The organism is Mycobacterium sp. TY815 (assembly GCF_030755135.1).
In the GTDB taxonomy this organism is placed as follows: Bacteria; Actinomycetota; Actinomycetes; order Mycobacteriales; family Mycobacteriaceae; genus Mycobacterium.
Map to the genome: position 1 here is coordinate 873,537 of NZ_JAUFRX010000003.1, position 22,167 is coordinate 895,703.

At 63.7% G+C, this 22,167-nt stretch carries 13 protein-coding genes and 1 pseudogene; 3 read left to right on the plus strand and 11 right to left on the minus strand.

The window, feature by feature from the left end; translation table 11 throughout:
* Window position 1: 1 nt before the first annotated feature.
* Window positions 2-769: an enoyl-CoA hydratase/isomerase family protein gene (locus QXK92_RS29835; protein WP_306247896.1), complete on the plus strand. Its 768-nt coding sequence runs from the start codon at window positions 2-4 to the stop codon at window positions 767-769.
* Between the two features lie 53 nt (window positions 770-822).
* On the opposite strand, the gene QXK92_RS29840 is transcribed toward QXK92_RS29835, so the two are convergent.
* From QXK92_RS29840 to QXK92_RS29855, 4 genes and pseudogenes are all read right to left on the minus strand, one after another.
* Window positions 823-1,059, minus strand: coding sequence for a CsbD family protein (locus QXK92_RS29840; protein WP_306247897.1), 237 nt, complete (start codon window positions 1,057-1,059; stop codon window positions 823-825).
* A gap of 143 nt (window positions 1,060-1,202) precedes the next feature.
* The gene (locus QXK92_RS29845) at window positions 1,203-2,006 is read right to left on the minus strand and encodes a transglutaminase family protein (protein WP_306247900.1); all 804 of its coding nucleotides are present in this window, start codon (window positions 2,004-2,006) and stop codon (window positions 1,203-1,205) included.
* Window positions 2,007-2,097: 91 nt separating this feature from the next.
* A complete protein-coding gene (locus QXK92_RS29850; RefSeq protein WP_306247902.1) occupies window positions 2,098-2,952 on the minus strand; it encodes a proline iminopeptidase-family hydrolase in 855 nt (284 codons plus the stop codon).
* An 82-nt stretch (window positions 2,953-3,034) separates the two neighbouring features.
* Window positions 3,035-3,490, minus strand: a pseudogene (locus QXK92_RS29855) (IS30 family transposase); the annotation flags it as partial.
* A gap of 197 nt (window positions 3,491-3,687) precedes the next feature.
* Between QXK92_RS29855 and QXK92_RS29860 the strand changes: the two are divergent.
* Window positions 3,688-4,893 carry an IS110 family transposase gene (locus tag QXK92_RS29860; protein ID WP_306247904.1) on the plus strand — a complete coding sequence of 402 codons (1,206 nt, stop codon included), beginning with the start codon at window positions 3,688-3,690 and terminating at the stop codon, window positions 4,891-4,893.
* Here the strand turns inward: QXK92_RS29860 and QXK92_RS29865 are convergent.
* The gene (locus QXK92_RS29865; protein ID WP_306247906.1) at window positions 4,881-5,744 is read right to left on the minus strand and encodes an IS30 family transposase; all 864 of its coding nucleotides are present in this window, start codon (window positions 5,742-5,744) and stop codon (window positions 4,881-4,883) included. The two genes, QXK92_RS29860 and QXK92_RS29865, sit on opposite strands and share 13 nt — an antisense overlap.
* A 398-nt stretch (window positions 5,745-6,142) precedes the next feature.
* Here QXK92_RS29865 and QXK92_RS29870 point away from each other — a divergent pair, with 398 nt between their 5' ends.
* Entirely contained in the window at window positions 6,143-7,015 is an 873-nt protein-coding gene (locus QXK92_RS29870) for an ArgK/MeaB family GTPase (RefSeq protein ID WP_306248027.1), read from the plus strand.
* 28 nt (window positions 7,016-7,043) lie between these two features.
* Here QXK92_RS29870 and QXK92_RS29875 read toward each other — a convergent pair whose 3' ends face one another.
* From QXK92_RS29875 to QXK92_RS29900, 6 genes are all read right to left on the minus strand, one after another.
* On the minus strand, window positions 7,044-8,210 hold the full coding sequence (locus QXK92_RS29875) for a glycosyltransferase (protein ID WP_306247908.1): 1,167 nt from the start codon (window positions 8,208-8,210) through the stop codon (window positions 7,044-7,046).
* An 88-nt stretch (window positions 8,211-8,298) separates the two neighbouring features.
* Window positions 8,299-9,537, minus strand: coding sequence for an NAD-dependent epimerase/dehydratase family protein (locus QXK92_RS29880; RefSeq protein ID WP_306248029.1), 1,239 nt, complete (start codon window positions 9,535-9,537; stop codon window positions 8,299-8,301).
* Window positions 9,538-9,615: 78 nt separating this feature from the next.
* Window positions 9,616-12,969 carry an RND family transporter gene (locus QXK92_RS29885; protein ID WP_306247910.1) on the minus strand — a complete coding sequence of 1,118 codons (3,354 nt, stop codon included), beginning with the start codon at window positions 12,967-12,969 and terminating at the stop codon, window positions 9,616-9,618.
* Window positions 12,970-13,831: 862 nt separating this feature from the next.
* Window positions 13,832-16,426, minus strand: coding sequence for an NB-ARC domain-containing protein (locus tag QXK92_RS29890; RefSeq protein WP_306247912.1), 2,595 nt, complete (start codon window positions 16,424-16,426; stop codon window positions 13,832-13,834).
* A gap of 243 nt (window positions 16,427-16,669) precedes the next feature.
* Complete coding sequence (locus QXK92_RS29895; protein WP_306247915.1) at window positions 16,670-19,267, minus strand: NB-ARC domain-containing protein; 2,598 nt, start codon at window positions 19,265-19,267, stop codon at window positions 16,670-16,672.
* A 243-nt stretch (window positions 19,268-19,510) separates the two neighbouring features.
* Complete coding sequence (locus tag QXK92_RS29900) at window positions 19,511-22,108, minus strand: TetR family transcriptional regulator (RefSeq protein ID WP_306247917.1); 2,598 nt, start codon at window positions 22,106-22,108, stop codon at window positions 19,511-19,513.
* Window positions 22,109-22,167: the final 59 nt, after the last annotated feature.

Genomic DNA, 22,167 nt, shown 5'->3' on the forward strand with positions numbered 1-22,167 from the left:
CATGTACGACATGCCAAGCGAAATCGACGTTCGCGCCGAGGGGGCGCTGCGGATCATCACCCTCAACCGGCCGGATGACCTGAACGCCGTCAACGACAGTCTGCACGTCGGGCTGGCGCGATTGTGGCAGCGGCTGACCGACGACGCGTCGGCGCGGGCCGCGGTCATCACCGGTCGCGGCAAGGCCTTCTCGGCCGGTGGGGATTTCGCGTATCTGGCCGAACTCGCCGAAGACGCCGACCTGCGCGCCAAGACCATCCGCGACGGGCGGGAGATCGTGCTGGGCATGGCCCGGTGCCGGATCCCGGTGATTGCGGCTGTCAACGGGCCGGCCGTGGGGCTGGGTTGCAGTCTGGTCGCGCTGAGCGACATCGTCTACATCGCACCGGACGCGTTTCTCGCCGACCCGCACGTGCAGGTGGGGTTGGTGGCCGCCGACGGCGGACCCTTGACCTGGCCGCTGCACATCAGCTTGCTGCTGGCGAAGGAATATGCGTTGACGGGCACCAGGATTCGTGCTCAGCGGGCGGTCGAACTCGGGTTGGCCAACCATGTGGCCGACGATCCGTTCGCCGCGGCGGTGGAGTGCGCCAAGAAGATCATGGAGTTGCCCCAGCAGGCGGTGGAGAGCACCAAGCGGGTGCTGAACATCCACTTGGAGCGCGCCGTGCTCGCCAGCCTGGACTATGCCCTGTCGGCCGAGCACCAGTCGTTCGTCACCGAGGACTTCCGCGCGATCGTCAGCAAGCTCAACGCCGGCAAGGGCTGACAACGCACAAGCGTGGGGCCACATGCACGGCACGTGACCCCACGCTCAGGGTGCTACTTGGAGGACTGGGCCTTTTGACGGGCCTCGGCCGCGCTGGCGGCCACCCGGGCCGACTCAGCCTGGGCCTCTTTCTTAGCCACGTCGCGCTGCGCCTTCGCCTTGTCCTGCTGGGCGCGGCCTTCGTTGCGAAGACCGTCGTTGCTGATGATGATTCCGACGATTTCCTTCGCCTTACCGATAACGTCCTCAATGACGCCCTTGATGCCTGCCACAGGTCCACTGTCGGCCATGATTGCGCTCCTTTCGTTGGCACGCGGTCCTGATTCGGTTACCCCCTGGGAACGTCCGAACAATCAAACTATGGCGACTGTCACTGTGTCGGCCGTGACCCGCGGCCCCGGGGGCGACAAGCCCGTTCTCCGGGGGTAATTCCTCAGCCCAGCGCCACGAGTTCTTCCACCGAATCCCGCGGCAACGGGTCGGTGGTGACCGCGGTGATCACCGATTCGGTCAATTCGATTGCGCCCCCGTGGTTGTCGAGAAACGCGGTGTCGGCGGCGTCGCGTCCGGTGGCGATCCGCAGCATCGTCTGGCGCGGCGCCAGGCACGTCGCGTCCACCACCTGCCACTGCCCGTCGATCAACGCTTCCGCCACCGCGTGAAAGTCCATCGGGTCGCATCCGGGTGCGTAGACCGCAACCAGCCGGGCGGGCACGTTCACCGCCCGCAGCAGTGCGACCACCAGATGTGCGTAGTCCCGGCACACCCCGGCGCCCGCCAGCAGGGTGTCCGTCGCACCGTCGATCGGATCACTAGACCCCGGAACGTATTTCAGCCGGGTGCCCACCCAGGAGGACACCTTCTCCAGCAGTGTCACCGAGTTGGTGTACTGACCGAACTCGGTGGCCGCGAAGCCGAAGAACTTGTCCGCCTCGGCGTAGCGGCTGGGCCGCAGGTAGGTGGAGACGTCGAGGTCCCGCACCGCGATCGGGTCGGCGCGCCCGACCACCGTGGCCTCGTAGTCGACCTGCAGATCACCCGTCCCGACGTCGGCGGTGTGGATACGGGTGCCATGTTCGCCGGGGATCTCGCGCAGCGAAACCGGTTTGCCGTCCAGATTCACCCGCAGCGACTCGTTGATCTGCAGACCTGGCAGCGCGGCGACCGCGATCTGAAACTCGAGGGCCGTGGGATCGGTGACGGTGACCCGCAGGCTGGCCCCGACCTCACGCTTCATCAACGCGCCCCCCTTTGTACGATCGCGCCGAAACTTCATCGTTTGTAGCCAACCACAGCTCGCGGGTACCCGCATTCGCTGGCGATCAAGCTCAGTCGTGCTGCCCCAGGAAGTCACGCGCTACCGCATCGAAACGCTCAGGCTCCTCCACGAACGGTAGGTGGGCGGTGTGCTCGAAGAACTCGAAACGGGAACCGGGGATGCGCTCGTGCATTTCCTTCATGTGCTCCGGTGAGCACTCGTCGTACCTGCCCGCCAGTAACAGAGTGGGGATGGCGATCTCACCCAACCGGTCGACCACGTCCCAGTCCCGGATGGTGCCGACGATGTGAAAGTCGCTGGGCCCGAACATCGTTTGGAAGATCTCGGCACCCATGTTCGCGAAGGCCCGGTAGAGGTCGTCCGGCCAGGGCAGCGTCCGGCATAGGTAGGTTTCGTTCCAGGTGGTGATCGCGGCCTGGTATTCCGCGGAATCGGTGGTGCCGGCGGCTTCGTGGCGGTCGATCGCATGTTGGGTGGCGGGATCCAACTGGGACTTCAACCGGATGACGTTCTCAGCGAAGACGGGAATGGACGCTGCGCTGTTGGAAATGGTGAGGCTGACGGCACCGGAGGGGACGTCCAGCACATACTGCTGTGCCAGCATGCCGCCCCACGAGTTTCCGAAGAGGTGAAAAGCGTTCAGCCCCAAGGCCCGAACGACGGCGTCCAGCTCGGCGACCGAGCGTTCCATGGTCCACAGGTCGGGGTTGGCGGGGTGCTCGGAGTTTCCGCAGCCGAGCTGATCCCAGAAGATCACTTCCCGTTGGTCGGCGAGGCGCTCCAGTGAGCTGAGGTAGTAGTGCGGCAGGCCGGGGCCGCCGTGCACCACCAGTAGAGGCAGGCCAGCACCGGCCCCCACCCGCTTGAACCACACCCGGCCGCCAGGAACCTCGATCGTGTCCACGGTGCCATTATGGCCGCGCGAGCAGACACAAAATCGCGCGTTGTCGTTCGGCGGTTTCTAGGAGTCGTTGCAACACTGCTGGTTAGTTGGCCAGTAGTAGATCACGCAGGCGCTCGGCTGGGGTATCCCAGTCGAGTGTTTTGCGTGGGCGTCCGTTGAGTTGCTGGGCGACGTGTTCGAGGTCTTCGGGGCCATAGACACTTAGGTCGGTTCCCTTGGGGAAGTATTGGCGCAAAAGGCCGTTGGTGTTCTCGTTGGTGCCGCGCTGCCAGGGGCTGGCGGGATCGCAGAAGTAGACGGCCATGTCGGTGGCCATGGAGAACTGTTTATGTCCTGCCATTTCCGATCCCTGATCCCAGGTCAGTGAGCCGCGCAGATGAGCTGGCAGCGATGCGATCGTGGCGATCAGGCCATCACGGACGGCTTCGGCGTGGTGGCCGTTGGGTAGAGGCACCAGAAGTGTGTAACGGGTGGCGCGTTCGACCAGGGTGGCGATCGCGGTCTTGTTGGCTTGTCCCATGATCAAGTCGCCTTCCGTAAGACTGTCGGGGGCCCAGGAGAGCCGGGTGTGGCTGAGGTCGCCTTGCGCTGTCGTCGCTTATTGGGAATGTTCGCCCGGCTCTTCGGGGTGCCCTGGCTGCTAATTGAGATCTGCGCTCGGTCGCTTGGTTACGGATGCGTCAGCGGGGTGTTCCGCGGGCCGCTGTCAGCAACCGAACTAACGGACGGAGCAGCGTGCCCGCACAACGAAACAGAGCTTGGGTCGGCATCGATGTCGGCAAGACACACCATTGGGCCTGCGTGGTGGACGCCGACGGCAACAAGTTGTTGTCGATCAAGGTCGCCAACGACGAGGCGGACATCGTGGCCCTCATCGCTACCGCCGGTTCCCAAGCGACACAGCTCGATTGGGCCGTCGATATCATCGGCGCACCGTCGGCGTTGCTGCTGGCCCTGCTGGCTCGAGCCGACCAGTCGGTGCGTTATGCCTCCGGGCGAGTCGTTGCGGCGATGAGCGCGGCCTACGCCGGCGAAGGCAAGACCGACGCCAAAGACGCCTACGTCATCGCCGAGACCACCCGCCTGCGCCGGGACCTGTCGGTCATCGACACCGGCACCGACCTGATCCGCAACCTTGCGGTGCTCACCGGGCATCGCGCCGACCTCGTCGCCGACCGGGTGCGCATGATCAACCGGCTGCGCGACTTGATGACCAGTGTGTTCCCCAGCCTAGAGCGTGCTTTCGATTACTCCTCGCACAAGGGAGCGTTGGTACTGCTCACCGGTTACGCCACCCCCGACCGGATCCGCCGCATCGGACAAACTCGGCTGACGAGCTGGCTGCGGACCCGCCATGTGCGTGGATCAGCCGATGTGGCTGCCCGCGCCACCACCGCGGCCAAGACGCAAACGGTCGTGCTGCCTGGACAAGACCTCACTGCCAGCATCATCACCGAGTTGGCTACCGCCATCCTCGCCCTTGATGACCGCCTCAAAACCCTCGACGCTCAAATCGCGATGATCTTTGCCGAACACCCGCAAGCGGCAGTCATTCAGTCCATGCCCGGCTTCGGGCCTTTCCTTGGCGCATCACTGTTGGTCGGGGCCAACGACTTACGTGCCTTCCCCAGCGCTGGGCACCTCGCCGCCGCCGCGGGACTCGTGCCTGTCCCTAATGACTCCGGCCGACGCACGGGCAACCTACACCGCCCCTTGCGTTACAGCCGCTCCCTGCGGCATGTGTTCTACCTCTCCGCCCAAACCAGCATGATGCGCGCAGGGCCCAACCGCGACTACTACCTCAAAAAGCGCGCTCACGGCGCTACTCACGCCCAGGCCGTCATTGCCCTGGCCCGCCGCCGCATCGACGTCTTATGGGCACTGTTGCGCGAGAACCGGACATGGACCGCCTCACCACCGCCACTGATTCAGGCGGCTTGACAACACCATTGAGATTCCCAGTGCCCAGGTACCGCGCGGTCGGCGATTTCGGCGGGGCGATCACTGATCATGATCATCGGATCGATAAACCGTTGGGTGCGCTGATCAGGGCGGCGACGGGGTTTGCGTATTGTGCGTCCACTGCGAAGTGCCTGTGTGAGTTCACGTTTGAGGCCACCTCGGGCTTGAAAGTACAGGGCCTGGTAGATCGTTTCCGTGCTCACCCGCATGCTTTCATCGTCGGGGAAGTCCTTGACCAGGCGGTAAGAGATCTCTTCGGGAGACCACCGTTGGGACAGCCCCTGCTCCACCGCCTGGCGCAGCTTCTGGTTGATCACCAGTTTGGCTGCTTTAGGCCGGCTCCGAGCGGCGTGGGCGGCCCGATCAGCGTGATAGGGCAGATACACCCCCTGCACACTGCGCGCGGCGACCTCACGCGAGACCGTTGACTTGTGCTTGCCGATCCGGGCACCGATCGCGGTCAAGGTCCATCCGTTGACCAACCCGTCGGCGATGGCCAACCGATCCGATAACGACAGGTAGCGCTCACTGATCGCCGCCACGGCCACTTTGTCGGTGTTCACCACCTGTGTGTAGCGCCCGGCGGCGCGGTACTGGATGACCGTGCCGTCTCGGCGCACCCGCGTGTCGGCGACCCGCACGATACCGTCGCGCCAATTCCGGGCCGTGCCTACGTGGACCCCGACCTCGCGCGCCGCCCGGCTGACCGACCAGCCCTGCTCAAGCAACTCAAAGAACCGGGCCCGGGCCACCGGCTTACCGAACGGCCGCCGCTGCTGGCTGACCAAGCCAAGCTCCACCAGCATCCGCCGGGCAGTACTGTGCGACACACCGACCGCCTTCGCCGCCGCATTGACTGAACCCGTAGCCTCGAAGACCGCCACGACCCGGCTGATATCCACACCACTAACATCCGGGCGCGGGGAACCCACGGGCCGGCCCAAGGCCGCCAAAATCGCATACCCACGACCCCGCGAGACACCCAACTGGGCGGCGGCCTCCTTCACGGGCACACCGGCATCCACCAACTTTGCTAACAAATCACCAAGCCGAACACAGTCCTTGGAAAACGACACGGTCGCCGCAACCTCTCAAATCGAGAGTGTTGCGACGACCGCGTGAACCCGCCTTCGCAAATTTGCGATTTTGTGTCTGCTCGCGGGTAGAGGGGAGAAAGTGCGAGAATGGGGTTCTCGTTACCAACCCGCCCCGCTGAACGGACCCAACCCTGGACGTCACCGACCTGATCACCAAGGCGCGCAACGGTTCTCCGCGCGCCGCCGGGCGACTGCTCAGCCTCGTCGAGAGTGAGAGCCGGGACGAGGTGCTGACCGCCCTCGGCCCGGCCGCGCCGGTGCGGGTAATCGGAATCACCGGCCCCCCGGGCGCAGGTAAATCGACCACGATCGGCGCCCTCGTCGGCGCCTACCGCAAGCAGGATCAACGGGTCGCCGTCCTGGCCGTGGATCCGTCCTCGCCGTTCAGCGGCGGCGCGCTGCTGGGCGACCGTATCCGAATGACCGCGCACATCAACGACTCCGACGTGCTGATCCGCTCGGTGGCCAGCCGGGGACATCTCGGCGGTCTCGCCGCTGCCGTCCCCGCGGCGATCAGGCTGCTCGGATCCATCGGCTACGACGTCGTCCTGCTGGAGACCGTCGGAGTGGGCCAGTCGGAGATCGAGATCGCCGCCGTCGCCGACCCCACTATCGTGATCCTCAACCCCGGAGCCGGCGACGCGGTGCAGGCCGCCAAGGCGGGTCTGCTGGAAGTCGCCGACATCGTGGCGGTGAACAAGGCCGACCGCGACGGTGCCCAGCAGACCGTGCGCGATCTGCGGGCCGAAACCAGCGCGCCGATCGTCAGCCTCATCGCGGCCCGCGGTGAGGGGCTCGAGGATCTGGTCGCCGCCATCGACGCCCATCACCGCTCCGACAACCGCACCCGGCGGCTGGCCCGCGCCCGGGCGCAGATCCTGTCGTTGGCGCAAACCCGGCTTCGGACCCGCACCGACCTGGATCTGCTCGCCGAATCGGTCGTCGACGGACACGGCGATCCCTACGCCGCGGCCGAACTACTGCTGGCGCCCCGGCAGGACTGACCTCCGTGCCTTCCGCTCGGAAAGGTCCCTACACCGCCGACGCACCGCTGGCGATCAAGCGGCGGCGCGTGGGGTTAGCGCCGACAGCCCGCACATATTGACGGCGCAACTCGTCTGTGGCTGATTTCCAGGACCACCGCTCGGCTTCCTGGCGCGCAGACCGGCTCATCGCCTGGCGCAGCGCGGCATTGCTCAACAGCCGTTTGCTTTGCGCGACCAAGTCACCGGGACGGCCGGGTTCGTACAGGAAACCTGTGACGCCGTCCTGGACGACGTCAGGAATACCGCCCCGGTTGGCCGCGATCACGGGGCAGCCTGCCGCCATGGCCTCCAGCAGCACCAGGCCGAGGGTCTCGGTGCAGGAGGTCAGCACAAACGCGTCGGCACTGGCGTAGGCCGCCGCCAGCTGTTCACCGCTCAGGTACCCCAGGAACGTGGTCGCGGTTCCGGCGAAATGCCTTTCGAGTTGTCTTCGATGCGGGCCGTCGCCAACCAGCGCCAACCGGGCGTCGGGCAACGCATCGAGCACGAGACGCATTTGTTCGATCTCCTTCTCCACGGCCAGCCGGCCGACGTAGAGAAGAAGTGCGCCATTGCCGCTATGGGTTCCCAGCAGCCGATTGCGCCATTCCGACGAGGCGCGGTGAGGATGGAAGAGTTCGGTGTCCACAGCGCGTGGCCATTGGGTGACGCGCTGGACACCACTGCTGCGGAGGTCTGCGCCCAGTGGTGTCGAGGTGCACAGTGTGAGTGCTGCCTGGTTGTGAGCTGCTCTGACGAGTTTCCAACTGGCCCGTTTCACCGGCGCGGGCCACCGATAAAAATCGGCGTACTTCAGCAGGTCGACATGGTAGCTGGCGACCAGCGGAATCTTTTTGCGCTTGGCGAACCAGATGCCCCCCACGCCCAGCAGCCCGAATGCGTTGACCACGTGGATCACATCCGGCTGAAATCGGTTCAAGGCCGCGGAAACGGTGCGCGTGGACAGCGCCAATTTCACCTCGGGGTACGACGGTAATCGGACGGATGGCAAACCTACGATCTCCGCCCCGTGGTAGGTGGACGGCGCATCATCGGGGCAGAAGATCTGCACTTCATCCCCGGCGTCAATCAGGGCCCGCACCGTCATGGTGAGACGGGTGACGATGCCGTCGACCTTCGGCACAAAATTATCTGTGAATATCGAAATACGCATCAAGTGAACCTCACGTCGGGTAGGCAAAAACCACCGATATCGGCGGTAAATGCCGCGGCGGGGATGCATTGCACGGACATGCGCTGCTCTATATCTCCGATGTGAGTGCGCCCAAGGGGGCTGTCAATGCGGGTTCGGCGACCTCCCCGCTGACATTTGCCGGGCCGACCCAGGCGCTTGTACATGGCACCCGAGCGGGGTCGCACCGATAGGCGAAGCGCTTGGCAACGTCGACAAGTTCAGTCATCAAGCCGTCGCTCAGGGTTGTCGGCTTCAACCCGAGGTCCAGCAGGTGCCGGTTCTCGACCTGCAGGTCGTTCTCGACCGCTTCCTTGCGCGGGTTGGGCAGATAACTGATCTCCGCACCGGTCAACTCAGCCACTTTCACCGCCAGGTCCCTGATCCGGTGGACTTCGGTCATCTGATTGAAGATGTTCACCCGGTCTTGATTGTGCGGCGGATTCTCGAGCGCCAACTGTACGCAGCGCACCGAATCACTGATATGAATGAATGCGCGGGTCTGTCCTCCGGTGCCGTGCACCGTCAATGGGTAGCCGATAGCTGCCTGCATCAGAAAGCGGTTGAGGACCGTTCCATAGTCGCCGTCGTAATCGAAACGATTGATCAGCTTCGGGTGGCGCTTCGTCTGTACCGTATTCGTGCCCCAGACAATTCCTTGATGCAGGTCGGTGATCCGAATACGATCGTTCTTGTTGTAGAAATAGAAAAGCAACTGATCAAGCGACTTGGTCATGTGATAAACGCTTCCCGGGTCAGCGGGGTAAAGGATTTCCCGCCGGGACGGACCGTGACCACCGCCGGCTATCTCGACCTCTAGGTAACCTTCGGGGATCGAGCCGTTCTGCAGACCGCCGTACCCGTACACGCCCATGGTGCCGAAGTGCACAACGTGGATATCGAGTCCCGTCTCCACGATTGCGCAGAGCAGGTTATGCGTGCCGTTGACGTTGTTGTGCACTGTATAGCGTTTGGTCGCAGGGTTTTTCATCGAGTACGGAGCGGCACGCTGTTCGGCGCAGTGCACCACCGAATCCGGACGTTCCCGCTCGAGTAGGTCCCTTAACCGCTCGTACTCTGTCGCAATGTCGAGTTGGACGAACCTGATGGGATTTCCGCCGGTCCGTGCCCATGCCTCCAAGCGTTCGAAGATGTTGGCAATCGGCGACAGCGACTTGACGCCCAAATCGATATCTGTCTTGCGGCGCACAAGACTGTCTACGATGACGACGTCATGGCCGGCGTCGGACAAATTGAGGGCGCATGGCCATCCGCAGAAGCCGTCGCCACCCAAGACGATTATTTTAATGATTGAACTCCTTTGCTTATGTGTTGGTAGCTGAGGCGGGGATTCCCACGTTCAGCCGTACTTTTTTCCCGCCCCGTATCAGTTGGCTGTGATCGGCGCCTCGATGAGACAAAAAAGCGGTAACGCGTGCTGCACGAAATCCGCGTCCGGCCTGCTGACTTCTTGTGCCTTGTTCGTGGGCCTTGATCGTCGAGATTGTGACCGTCGGGGCGGCGGTTGGGTGCCGTGGTGGCATGCGAACAACGGCAGGGCGTGTATCCCGGAACGGCTTTGCAGCAGACCACTGATGACGGCGGCTGCGCCCGGCTTGGGTGGTTCAACAGAGCTGGTAACGGTTCCCGGCGTGCAGCGCTTGTCAGCGGGGCCGGAAACGCCACCGGAGAGCCCGCGGCTCCCGCGAGAGAGTTGGTATGCCAAGGCGTTTGATGTATTCCGGAGCCATTTGCCTGCGCGTTCTCCAGGCCACCAGCTGGCCCGTCCTATGATTGCCACCAGAGCCGGCACCGTCGCAGTGCGTACGAGAAAAGTATCGAGGAGGATTCCCATACCGATGGTGAAACCTGCCTGAACTACCGTGCCGATGCTCGCTGCCATCAGTCCGAACATCGAAGCGGCGAATATCATCCCGGCTGATGTGATCACGCCGCCAGTGGCGCCCACTGTTCGGACAACTCCCAGGCGGACGCCGTCGGACGATTCTTCCCGAATTCGGGATATCAGGAGCATGTTGTAGTCCGCGCCCACCGCGACCAAGCAGACAAAAGACAACCCCGGCAAACTCCAATGCATCTGCTGATCCAGCAGCAATTGAAAGACGATGACGCTCAGTCCCAGGGCTGATAGGTAGGAAATCAAGACCGACGTGATCAGGTAGAGCGGCGCGACGATTGCCCTCAGTAGTGCAGCCAGAACGAGAAATACGATGACGACGGTGGAGATGACAATGAACTCCATGTCGCTGCGGTAGTAGTCATGGATGTCTTTGAGGCCGGCTGTGATGCCCGTCAGTCCGATCGATGCGTCCACCAACTCGGTATTGCGCTGAGCCGAACGCGCGGCCGAGGTGATCCTCGAGATCTGATCCATCGCGGACGTAGTGAAGGGGTTGAGCGCGCTCTGAATGAAGTAGCGCACCGAATGGCCGTCGTCCGAGATGAAAATTCCCGCGCCGCTGAAATTCTCCCCGCGACTCATGAACTGCGGCGGAACATAGAAGCCGTTCATCGACCTGGTGTGCGCGTCGCGTTTGATGCTCAACAGGAATGAGGAGGCTTCGTTCAGTCCCGTCCCGAGCTGTTTGGTCCGATCGACCAACTGCTGAACTCCCTCGGCCACCGCCGCGCTGCCCTGCGCGAGAGTGTCGGCTCCGAGCGTCATTTGCGCCACCCGGCCCCGCAGGCCATCCATGGTTCTCAATAAGGTGAGGGCCATACCGAGTTGCTGCTCGAATTGCTTCATCGTCTGGGAGACGGTGTTGGGATCGGGATTCTCTCGAAAGCTCGCCGCCAGTGCCGCGACCGATGCGAGGGTGCCTTCTTTGTCGGCCTGAACGAGCGACGCCAATTCCGTGCGCGAGCGGACGCATCCGGGATCGGCACTACAGACGGGGCTGGACGTCAGGGCGGGAACCATGGGATCCGCCCACCTGGCAATTTGCTGAGCGCTCGCCACTGTGGTGCTCAAATTGCTGCTCAGTGCCGCCATTCGGCCGACGATCTGTCCGGCGTTCACCAGCTGTTGGCGTGTCTGGTTCGTAGTGATAAAAGCCTTCAATTCCTCAACTGCGCTGATGAGCCGGTCCGCCCCGGATGCGGCGCCGATCAGCTGCTCGCGCACGTGGGCAAGCGCACCGGCCAGCTGGTGACTACTTCCGGCAAGCGTGTCGAGGTCTCCGGCGCGGTTCCCGATCGTGGTCGATACGTCGCTGAGTCTGCTGCCCACTTCGCCGGTTTGAAACGACGCTTTCATTTGTTCGACCGTTTCGCCCGTAGGCCGTGTGAGGCCTCTTACCACGGCGACGTCGGGCAGCTCGCTGATCCTGCGGGCCATCTCTTCGAGGTCAGCCAGCGCAGCCGGGGTGCGTAAGTCGCGCGGCGATTGAACGAGGAGAACGGCCGGCGTCATCGTATTCATGGGAAAGTGGTGGTTGATCTGCTCGTACCCGACCACGCTGCCCACATCGCGGGGCAGGAATCTGACGTCGTCGAAGCTCAGGTGGATGAGGCTTGCAGATCCGGCCAGGACAACCAGAACCACCAGGCTGCCGGCGAGGTAGGTGACGGGTCGCCGCGCGATCGCCGTGCCCGACCGGCGCCAGAACCTGCTCGCCAATTCACGCCGCGGATGAATCCAGCCGCGCCGACCCGCCAGCACCAGCAATGCAGGCAGCAGAGTCACCGCCGCCAGCAGTGACACCGCGATCGCGATCGCGGTCGCCGGTCCAACGGCGGAAAAGACTTTCAGTCGGGTGAACACCATCGCCAGAAAAGTGATGGCGACCGTGGCGGCGGAAGCGACGATCACCTTGCCGATGGACAACAATGCTCGCTCGACCGCTTGGTCCGAATCGACGCCCTGCCGGACGTAGTCGTGATACCGGCTGATGAGGAAAACCGCGTAGTCCGTCCCGGCGCCGATCATCACCGCACTGATAAAGGCCACCACCTGCATATTCAGCGCCAAACCGTGGTCGGACAGAGCCGACAGCGTCCCCTGCGCGAACAGCACTGAAGCGCCGATCGTGACCACCGGCAGCAGCATCGTCACGAGGTTGCGATAAATGGTGAAAAGTATTGCGAGAACACACAATACGGTGCCGATTTCGATTACTCGGGAATCATCTTCGCCCAGCTGCTGGAAGTCGGATATGGTTGCCACCGGCCCGCTGAGGCTAGCGCTCAGGGTGGTTCCCGCGACCGAGCTTCTCACGATTTCGGCTATATGCCGGTAAGCCTGCTGTGTTTCCGCGGTGGGCCCCTCGCCGGGGAAACTGATCGGTAGGTTCCATGCCTTCTTGTCGGTGCTCTCTAATATCTGGCGGAGCGCCGGCACGGTCAGGAAGTCCTGCACCAGAACTTTGTCCTGAGTGTCTTGCCGCAAATTCTTGATGAGACCGCGATAGACGTTCTCATCGCTAGGGCTGAGGCCCCGCTCATCGGTCAAGACCACCAGCAGGAGCGATCCGCCTTCTATTTCATGGAATGCTCGCCCCATCTGCTTGCTGAGTGCTACCGAGGGCGCGTCATTCGGCAACGGCGCTTCTTGGTGTTTCACGGCCTGTAAATGTAATGAGGGCAGCGTTCCGAATAATATTGCCGTTGTCACCAGCCAAAGCCCGATGATTAATGCGGGTCTCCGGATAACAAATTTGCCAATCTGATCAAAAAGTCCACCCGGCTTCGCTTGTTCGTGCGAAACGGGACGGCCAGGCATCGCGTTATCCTACGACCCTAATGTGAGGCCCGTGAAGAGGGCGATCACGTCAATTGCGGGCAATTATCGCGTCTTTTGAAGGCGTGTAGTCGCAATTGTTACCGTGATGCAGGAACCGATACATTGCACTCTTCATTGCGACATTTTTGTTTTAACCGGAATGCGGGACGAACGCGGTTCGCCACCCGGACATGCGCGATTGACGGTTGCGGCCGACGGTGACGGACCACCGATCAAAGTGGTTGGTGTTCGCGTGTTTGTCAGGTTCGGCAAGCCAGAGCTTGGCGCCAGTCACAGCGATGAACACAGGATGCGGCGGCGGCGACCGTCACAAGTGTCCGGCTCCGACCGGGAATCGGCGATACGGGTTCACGTCACGCGAGGCAACTGTGGCATAAATGTGACAGTCTAGTCTCGCAATTACCGGATTTGAAGCGGCGGTGGAGATTTCTCTTCTCCTGGGAAAGTTGCGGATTTAATATCGGAGATCTGCGGGGCTGGAGGCCTTCCGGGCTGAAAGGGGGCCCGATCGCGGAATGTTGGAATATGGTGCTGTACTGAAAGTGAATTTTTAGGTAATTTGCGGTGTGGTAGTTTCTGATTTCTGGTCGAATTTGAGAAATGATCCGAAGGAAAGAACGGAGTTGAGTCCATGAGCGACAGGCGCAAGGCCCGGATGCTTGTCACACGCGTCGCCGGTTTGGCGGTACTGACGACGATTACGGCGTCGGGTATCGGCCCACTATCGTGTGCGTCGAATCTGCCACCGCAAATTAATGGATCCTCGATCGAAGTATCGGGTCATCAGCTACCGCCTGGTCGTTGAGATCCGTGTGGCCGCCACCTGATCGGACATGATCGATCAGGCAGTTTCATCCAGAACGATGGCGATGGCTTCGTCGAGGGACAGCAATCTGCCTTCGTTGGTTGCGGTGCGGTATTCGCTAGGTGAGAGCTGCTCACGTATTTGGTGTTCACATGCTTCGTGGAATTGACCTACATTCGCCGAGACCGCGCTATCGGCGCCGACGGACCGGCTGATAGTGGCAGCTGCGGCCGTCAGGACCGCGGCACGCCATGCTTCCTTCCGGGCCGCGGCGATCCAGGCTGCCGCTTCCACGAAAGTGGCGCAAGAGACGGTGTCATTCATCATCCTGGACAGTTGCAGACCTTCCCGGACCGCCTGCTCGGCGGATTCGAGTTGGCCCAGGACCATGCGGCTGAGCGCCAGGGCTGCCCAAAGGTACGTCCGGAGGATGATGTCGTGGCCGTGGGCTTCGGACAGGGCAAGGCCGTGCTCGGCGTGCGCGACCGCGGTCTGCGCGTCACCATTGGCCGCGGCCGCCCAGGTCATCACGAGCAGGGCGAAGATCCGCACCCAATACTCCCCGGTGCTGGTGAACGACTCCTGGGCCAGCGATTGCGCGAGTTCGAGCTGGCCGGTGAGCAATGCCAGGGTTGCGTCGTTGACAGTGAAGTTGGCAATCGCATCGTGGTCGGTCACGTCTGCAAGCAGTTCGCGTGCCTCGGCCTGCCGAGCGGCCAGGGTGGGGATGTCGGCCTGCAGAAACGCCAGTTCGGCCGCAGCGTTGACCGCTTGTAGTCGTTGCGCAGCGGTTGCGGTGGGGGCGGCGTCGAGGGCCTTTTCGATTCGGCGGCGCCCCTGCTGCAGTTTGCCCAGGCCGGTCCACGGGCGATACAGGCTGGTGGCCATCTGCAGCGCGACCGGCGGTGCGTCGGTGTGCGCGAATTGAAGCGCTTCGCGCAGGTTGGGGATTTCCCAGTGAAGGCGGTGGAACCAGTCGAGTTGGCGTTCGGTGTACCATTCCTGGCCGGCCTGCTGGGCCAGTTGGTGGTACCAGTCGAGGTGGCGGTGGCGTAGTTCGGTGTGTTCGTCGGTGCTGAGTTGGTGGTGGCCGTATTCGCGCAGGGTTGCCAGCTGTCGGAAGCGAAGTGCGTCGTCGGCTGAGGTGCGGAGAAGGATGGATTTGTCTTCCAGGGTGCACAGGGTCTCGAGGAGCTTGTCCTCGGACATGTCGGGGGCGCAGATGTGTTGGACGGCTGCGGGTTCGAAGCTGCCGGTGAATACCGACAGCCGCGCCCAGAGTTTGCGTTCGGTTTCGTTGCAGCGTTCGTAGCTCCACGAGATGCAGTAGTTCAGGGTCTGCTGGCGGGTGGGTGCGCCGCGTTTGCCGTGGGCGAGCAGTTTGAAACGGTTGGAGATGCGGGCGGAGATTTGTTCGACGGCCATGGTCCGCAGCAGGGGGGCGGCCAGTTCCAGGGCCAGGGGTAATCCGTCGAGTTGAGTGCAGATCCGCGCCACCGGCAGGGCGTTGCGCTCGGTGAGGTGGAAGCTGCGCTGGGTGGCGCGGGCATGTTTGAGGAATAGGGTCACGGCGTCGCAGCGTGCGAGCTGTTGGTAGTCGGGCAGATGATCGATGTCGGGAACGGGAAGGGGAGGCACCGGCAGCACCGATTCCTCGTCGATGTCGAGTATTTCGCGGCTGGTCGCCAGCACCCGCAGCCGGGGGCAGCCCGCGAGCAGCCGCTGGACGAACCGGCCCGTGGCATCCAGGACGTGCTCGCAGTTGTCGAGCACGAGCAGTGCTTCACGGTGGGCGAGTGCTTCGACCATCACCTCCACCAGTGGCCGGGTGGTCTGATCGCGGATGCCCAGTGCTGCTGCGGCCACCGCGGCCAGCAATTCAGGGTCGCTGAGTTCGCCCAACTCGATCAGCCATACCCCGCCGCGGAAGTCGGCGATGCGTTGGCGGGCGGCCTGTAACGCCAGGGTGGATTTGCCGATCCCGCCGATGCCGGTCAGGGTGACCAGTCGCGAGTGTGAGATCAACTCTTCGAGTTCGGCGAGCTCGGCCTCGCGTCCGACAAAGCCGGCCAGCGGTGCGGGCAGATTGCCCCGGGTCGGGGCTTTGGCGCCGTGCAGCAGCAATTCGGTGATCATGGTGGTGAAGTCGCGGCTGGCGGCGCGTCCGAGCTTGATCGACCATCCCGCGCCGGAGACCAGACTGTAGAAAGCCTCGGTGAGCCATACCGCAGTCACGTCGGGGCGGAATACTCCTGCCTGCTGGCCTCGCAGGAAGAATTCCTCGATCTCGGTGCTGATCTCGTCCCAGCCGGCCCGGGACTGCCGGTACTGAGCGGCCTCGTTTCGGGCGTAGAGCAACGCCACGTAACTCGCCACCGGTTCGCAGGCCTGGACCAGTCGCCGTAGGGCATCCGTCGGCTCACCTTCATGCCAGCGCGATGCATCCAGCGCCTCGCGCAGCTGGGTGATCGCCAACCGGTCCAGGGCCTCGAGCAGGGCCTCCCGCCCGGCGAAGTGGCGATGCAGCGTGGCACGGCTGACACCGACCGCTACCGCGATCTCATCCTGGGTGGCGTTGGGCCGCCGGCTGAGAAAGTCCGCCGCCGCACGCAGTAGATGCTCCCGATTCATCGAGACATCCTTCCGCGTTCTCGTTCACCGCACAGACGGCTACTTCCTTCGACCATGCGATCGCGCGTTGGCCTCATAGGCATGCACATACTGCGGGCAGCATATTGCCGGCAAAGTAAGTGAATGATCGTTTCGCGCCGATGGGTGGCAGCAGTGTCGGTAACCACACTTTCGCCGGGTGCGTTCCGCGCTGCGGCGAGTCGAAACCGGGGGTGCCGATCTCGTCAGCCCTGGACGGGTGAATCACATGCTCTCATCCAAGACGATGGCGGTGGCTTCGTCGAGGGACAGAAATCTGCCTTCATTGGTCGCAGTCCGGTAGTCGCCAGGTGAAAGCTGCTCGCGGATCCGGAGCCCGCACGCTTCATGGAATTGCCCAACATTCGCCGAGACGTTGCTATCGGCGCCCGCGGACCGGCTGATGGCAGCGGCAGCAGCAGTCAGCACCGCAGCGCGCCGTGCTTCGTTCCTGGCCGCTGCGATCCAGGCTGCCGTCTCCACGAAGGTGGCGCAGGCGATGGTGTCTGCGATCAGCCGAGATAGTTGCAGACCTTCCCGGACGGCCTCCTCGGCCAATGCGAGTTGGCCCAGGACCATGCGGCCGAGCGCGAGGGCTGCCAAAAGGTAGGTCCGCAGGACGATGTCGTGGCCCCGGGCTTCGGACAGGGCAAGGCCGTGCTCGGCGTGTCCGACCGCGGCTTGCGCGTCGCCGGTAGCCGCAGCCGACCAGGTCATCACCAGCAGGGCGTAAATCTGCAGACAGAACACGTCCGTGAGGGCGAATGACTCCTGTGCCAAGGACCGCGCGAGTTTCAGTTGACCGGTGAGCAGAGCGAGCGCGGCCTCGTTGGTAGTGAAGTGGGAGACGGTGTTGCTATCGGTGGGGACGCGGGCAAGCAATGCGCGTGCCTCATTCTGCAGAGCGGTTATCGCCGGGATGTCGGCTTGGAGAAACGCCAATTCAGCCACGCCGATCACCGCTTGTAGTCGTAGTCCGGCCGGCGCCGTGGGGCTGGCGTCGAGGGCCTTTTCGATTCGGCGGCGCCCCTGCTGCAGTTTGCCCAGGCCGGTCCACGGGCGATACAGGCTGGTGGCCATCTGCAGCGCGACCGGCGGTGCGTCGGTGTACGCGAATTGAAGCGCTTCGCGCAGGTTGGGGATTTCCCAGTGAAGGCGGTGGAACCAGTCGAGTTGGCGTTCGCTGTACCATTCCTGGCCGGCCTGCTGGGCCAGTTGGTGGTACCAGTCGAGGTGGCGGTGGCGTAGTTCGGTGTGTTCGTCGGTGCTGAGTTGGTGGTGGCCGTATTCGCGCAGGGTTGCCAGCTGTCGGAAGCGAAGTGCGTCGTCGGCTGAGGTGCGGAGAAGGATGGATTTGTCTTCCAGGGTGCACAGGGTCTCGAGGAGCTTGTCCTCGGACATGTCGGGGGCGCAGATGTGTTGGACGGCTGCGGGTTCGAAGCTGCCGGTGAATACCGACAGCCGCGCCCAGAGTTTGCGTTCGGTTTCGTTGCAGCGTTCGTAGCTCCACGAGATGCAGTAGTTCAGGGTCTGCTGGCGGGTGGGTGCGCCGCGTTTGCCGTGGGCGAGCAGTTTGAAACGGTTGGAGATGCGGGCGGAGATTTGTTCGACGGCCATGGTCCGCAGCAGGGGGGCGGCCAGTTCCAGGGCCAGGGGTAATCCGTCGAGTTGAGTGCAGATCCGCGCCACCGGCAGGGCGTTGCGCTCGGTGAGGTGGAAGCTGCGCTGGGTGGCGCGGGCATGTTTGAGGAATAGGGTCACGGCGTCGCAGCGTGCGAGCTGTTGGTAGTCGGGCAGATGATCGATGTCGGGAACGGGAAGGGGAGGCACCGGCAGCACCGATTCCTCGTCGATGTCGAGTATTTCGCGGCTGGTCGCCAGCACCCGCAGCCGGGGGCAGCCCGCGAGCAGCCGCTGGACGAACCGGCCCGTGGCATCCAGGACGTGCTCGCAGTTGTCGAGCACGAGCAGTGCTTCACGGTCGGCGAGTGCTTCGACCATCACCTCCACCAGTGGCCGGGTGGTCTGATCGCGGATGCCCAGTGCTGCTGCGGCCACCGCGGCCAGCAATTCAGGGTCGCTGAGTTCGCCCAACTCGATCAGCCATACCCCGCCGCGGAAGTCGGCGATGCGTTGGCGGGCGGCCTGTAACGCCAGGGTGGATTTGCCGATCCCGCCGATGCCGGTCAGGGTGACCAGTCGCGAGTGTGAGATCAACTCTTCGAGTTCGGCGAGCTCGGCCTCGCGTCCGACAAAGCCGGCCAGCGGTGCGGGCAGATTGCCCCGGGTCGGGGCTTTGGCGCCGTGCAGCAGCAATTCGGTGATCATGGTGGTGAAGTCGCGGCTGGCGGCGCGTCCGAGCTTGATCGACCATCCCGCGCCGGAGACCAGACTGTAGAAAGCCTCGGTGAGCCATACCGCAGTCACGTCGGGGCGGAATACTCCTGCCTGCTGGCCTCGCAGGAAGAATTCCTCGATCTCGGTGCTGATCTCGTCCCAGCCGGCCCGGGACTGCCGGTACTGAGCGGCCTCGTTTCGGGCGTAGAGCAACGCCACGTAACTCGCCACCGGTTCGCAGGCCTGGACCAGTCGCCGTAGGGCATCCGTCGGCTCACCTTCATGCCAGCGCGATGCATCCAGCGCCTCGCGCAGCTGGGTGATCGCCAACCGGTCCAGGGCCTCGAGCAGGGCCTCCCGCCCGGCGAAGTGGCGATGCAGCGTGGCACGGCTGACACCGACCGCTACCGCGATCTCATCCTGGGTGGCGTTGGGCCGCCGGCTGAGAAAGTCCGCCGCCGCACGCAGTAGATGCTCCCGATTCATCGAGACATCCTTCCGCGTTCTCGTTCACCGCACAGACGGCTACTTCCTTCGACCATGCGATCGCGCGTTGGCCTCACAGGCATGCACATACTGCGGGCAGCATATTGCCGGCAAAGTAAGTGAATGATCGTTTCGCGCCGATGGGTGGCAGCAGTGTCGGCAACCACACTTTCGCCGGGTGCGTTCCGCGCTGCGGCGAGATGAAACCGGGGGTGCCGATCTCGTCAGCCCTGGACGGGTGAATCACATGCTCTCATCCAAGACGATGGCGGTGGCTTCAACGAGGGACAGAAATCTGCCTTCATTGGTCGCAGTCCGGTAGTCGCCAGGTGAGAGCTGCTCGCGGATCTGGCGCTCCCAGGAATCGTGGAACTCTCCTACGCTGGCTGAGATGGCGCCGGTGGCGCCGGCTGCGCGACCGATGGCCGCAGCGGCTGCCATGAGAACCGCAGCGCGCCGCGGAGCCTGCCTGGCAGCGGCAATCCAGGACGCTGTCTCCAGGAAGGTGGCGCAGGTGACGCTGTCTTGAATCGACCGAGAGAGTTGCAGACCTTCCCGAACTGCGCGCTCTGCGAGGTCGATATCACCCAGCGCCATGCGGCTGAGCGCGAGGGCCGCCAAAAGGTACGTCCGGAGAATGATGTCGTGGCCACGGGCTTCGGACAGAGCAAGGCCGTGCTCGGCGTGTCCGACCGCGGTTTGCGCGTCACCGGCGGCGGCGGAGGCCCCGATCATCAACAGCAGCGCGTAAATCTGCACCGGGGTGTACGTGGTGCTCTCGAGAGCTTGCTGGGCCAAAGCCCGTGCCGAGTCTGCTTGACCGAGCAGGAGGGCGAGGGCGGCCTCGTTAGCGGTGAAGTGGGCAACGGTCCGCTGCTCAGTGACACTCGAGAGCATTTCACGGGCTTCGGCCTGCCGAGCCGTCAAGGCGGACATATCGACTTGTAAAACGGCCACTTCCGCAACTCCGATGACCGCTTGGAGTCGTTGCGCGGTAGCTTCGGCGGGCGCGGCGTCGAGGGCCTTCTCGATCCAGCGGCGACCTTGCTGCATCATGCCGATAGCGGTCCAGAAGCCGCGCAGGTTGGTGGCCATTTCCAGGGCTGCGGACGGAGCGGCGGCCAGCGCGAATTGTAGGGCGTCGCGCAGGTTGGGGGTTTCGCGTCGGAGGCGGCGGAGCCAGTCGAGTTGGTGTTTGCCATACCACTCGAATCCGGCGTGTTCGGCGGCCAGTTGGTGGTACCAGTCGAGGTGGCGGTGGCGTAGTTCGGTGTGTTCGTCGGTGCTGAGTTGGTGGTGGCCGTATTCGCGCAGGGTTGCCAGCTGGCGGAAACACACGACGTCGTCGGCTGAGGTGCGGAGAAGGATGGATTTGTCTTCCAGGGTGCACAGGGTCTCGAGGAGCTTGTCCTCGGACATGTCGGGGGCGCAGATGTGTTGGACGGCTGCGGGTTCGAAGCTGCCGGTGAATACCGACAGCCGCGCCCAGAGTTTGCGTTCGGTTTCGTTGCAGCGTTCGTAGCTCCACGAGATGCAGTAGTTCAGGGTCTGCTGGCGGGTGGGTGCGCCGCGTTTGCCGTGGGCGAGCAGTTTGAAACGGTTGGAGATGCGGGCGGAGATTTGTTCGACGGCCATGGTCCGCAGCAGGGGGGCGGCCAGTTCCAGGGCCAGGGGTAATCCGTCGAGTTGAGTGCAGATCCGCGCCACCGCCAGGGCGTTGCGCTCGGTGAGGTGGAAGCTGCGCTGGGTGGCGCGGGCATGTTTGAGGAATAGGGTCACGGCGTCGCAGCGTGCGAGCTGTTGGTAGTCGGGCAGATGATCGATGTCGGGAACGGGAAGGGGAGGCACCGGCAGCACCGATTCCTCGTCGATGTCGAGTATTTCGCGGCTGGTCGCCAGCACCCGCAGCCGGGGGCAGCCCGCGAGCAGCCGCTGGACGAACCGGCCCGTGGCATCCAGGACGTGCTCGCAGTTGTCGAGCACGAGCAGTGCTTCACGGTCGGCGAGTGCTTCGACCATCACCTCCACCAGTGGCCGGGTGGTCTGATCGCGGATGCCCAGTGCTGCTGCGGCCACCGCGGCCAGCAATTCAGGGTCGCTGAGTTCGCCCAACTCGATCAGCCATACCCCGCCGCGGAAGTCGGCGATGCGTTGGCGGGCGGCCTGTAACGCCAGGGTGGATTTGCCGATCCCGCCGATGCCGGTCAGGGTGACCAGTCGCGAGTGTGAGATCAACTCTTCGAGTTCGGCGAGCTCGGCCTCGCGTCCGACAAAGCCGGCCAGCGGTGCGGGCAGATTGCCCCGGGTCGGGGCTTTGGCGCCGTGCAGCAGCAATTCGGTGATCATGGTGGTGAAGTCGCGGCTGGCGGCGCGTCCGAGCTTGATCGACCATCCCGCGCCGGAGACCAGACTGTAGAAAGCCTCGGTGAGCCATACCGCAGTCACGTCGGGGCGGAATACTCCTGCCTGCTGGCCTCGCAGGAAGAATTCCTCGATCTCGGTGCTGATCTCGTCCCAGCCGGCCCGGGACTGCCGGTACTGAGCGGCCTCGTTTCGGGCGTAGAGCAACGCCACGTAACTCGCCACCGGTTCGCAGGCCTGGACCAGTCGCCGTAGGGCATCCGTCGGCTCACCTTCATGCCAGCGCGATGCATCCAGCGCCTCGCGCAGCTGGGTGATCGCCAACCGGTCCAGGGCCTCGAGCAGGGCCTCCCGCCCGGCGAAGTGGCGATGCAGCGTGGCACGGCTGACACCGACCGCTACCGCGATCTCATCCTGGGTGGCGTTGGGCCGCCGGCTGACGACTTCCGCCGCCGCACGCAGTAGATGCTCACGATTCATCGAGACATCCTTCCGCGTTCTCGTTCACCGCACAGACGGCTACTTCCTTCGACCATGCG

Excerpts from the sequence above, each read along its gene's own strand:
- QXK92_RS29835 (WP_306247896.1), top strand. The coding sequence starts at position 2 with ATGTACGACATGCCAAGCGAAATCGACGTTCGCGCCGAGGGGGCGCTG.
- QXK92_RS29840 (WP_306247897.1), bottom strand. The coding sequence starts at position 1,059 with ATGGCCGACAGTGGACCTGTGGCAGGCATCAAGGGCGTCATTGAGGAC.
- QXK92_RS29845 (WP_306247900.1), bottom strand. The coding sequence starts at position 2,006 with ATGAAGCGTGAGGTCGGGGCCAGCCTGCGGGTCACCGTCACCGATCCC.
- QXK92_RS29875 (WP_306247908.1), bottom strand. The coding sequence starts at position 8,210 with ATGCGTATTTCGATATTCACAGATAATTTTGTGCCGAAGGTCGACGGC.
- QXK92_RS29885 (WP_306247910.1), bottom strand. The coding sequence starts at position 12,969 with ATGCCTGGCCGTCCCGTTTCGCACGAACAAGCGAAGCCGGGTGGACTT.
- QXK92_RS29890 (WP_306247912.1), bottom strand. The coding sequence starts at position 16,426 with ATGAATCGGGAGCATCTACTGCGTGCGGCGGCGGACTTTCTCAGCCGG.
- QXK92_RS29895 (WP_306247915.1), bottom strand. The coding sequence starts at position 19,267 with ATGAATCGGGAGCATCTACTGCGTGCGGCGGCGGACTTTCTCAGCCGG.
- QXK92_RS29900 (WP_306247917.1), bottom strand. The coding sequence starts at position 22,108 with ATGAATCGTGAGCATCTACTGCGTGCGGCGGCGGAAGTCGTCAGCCGG.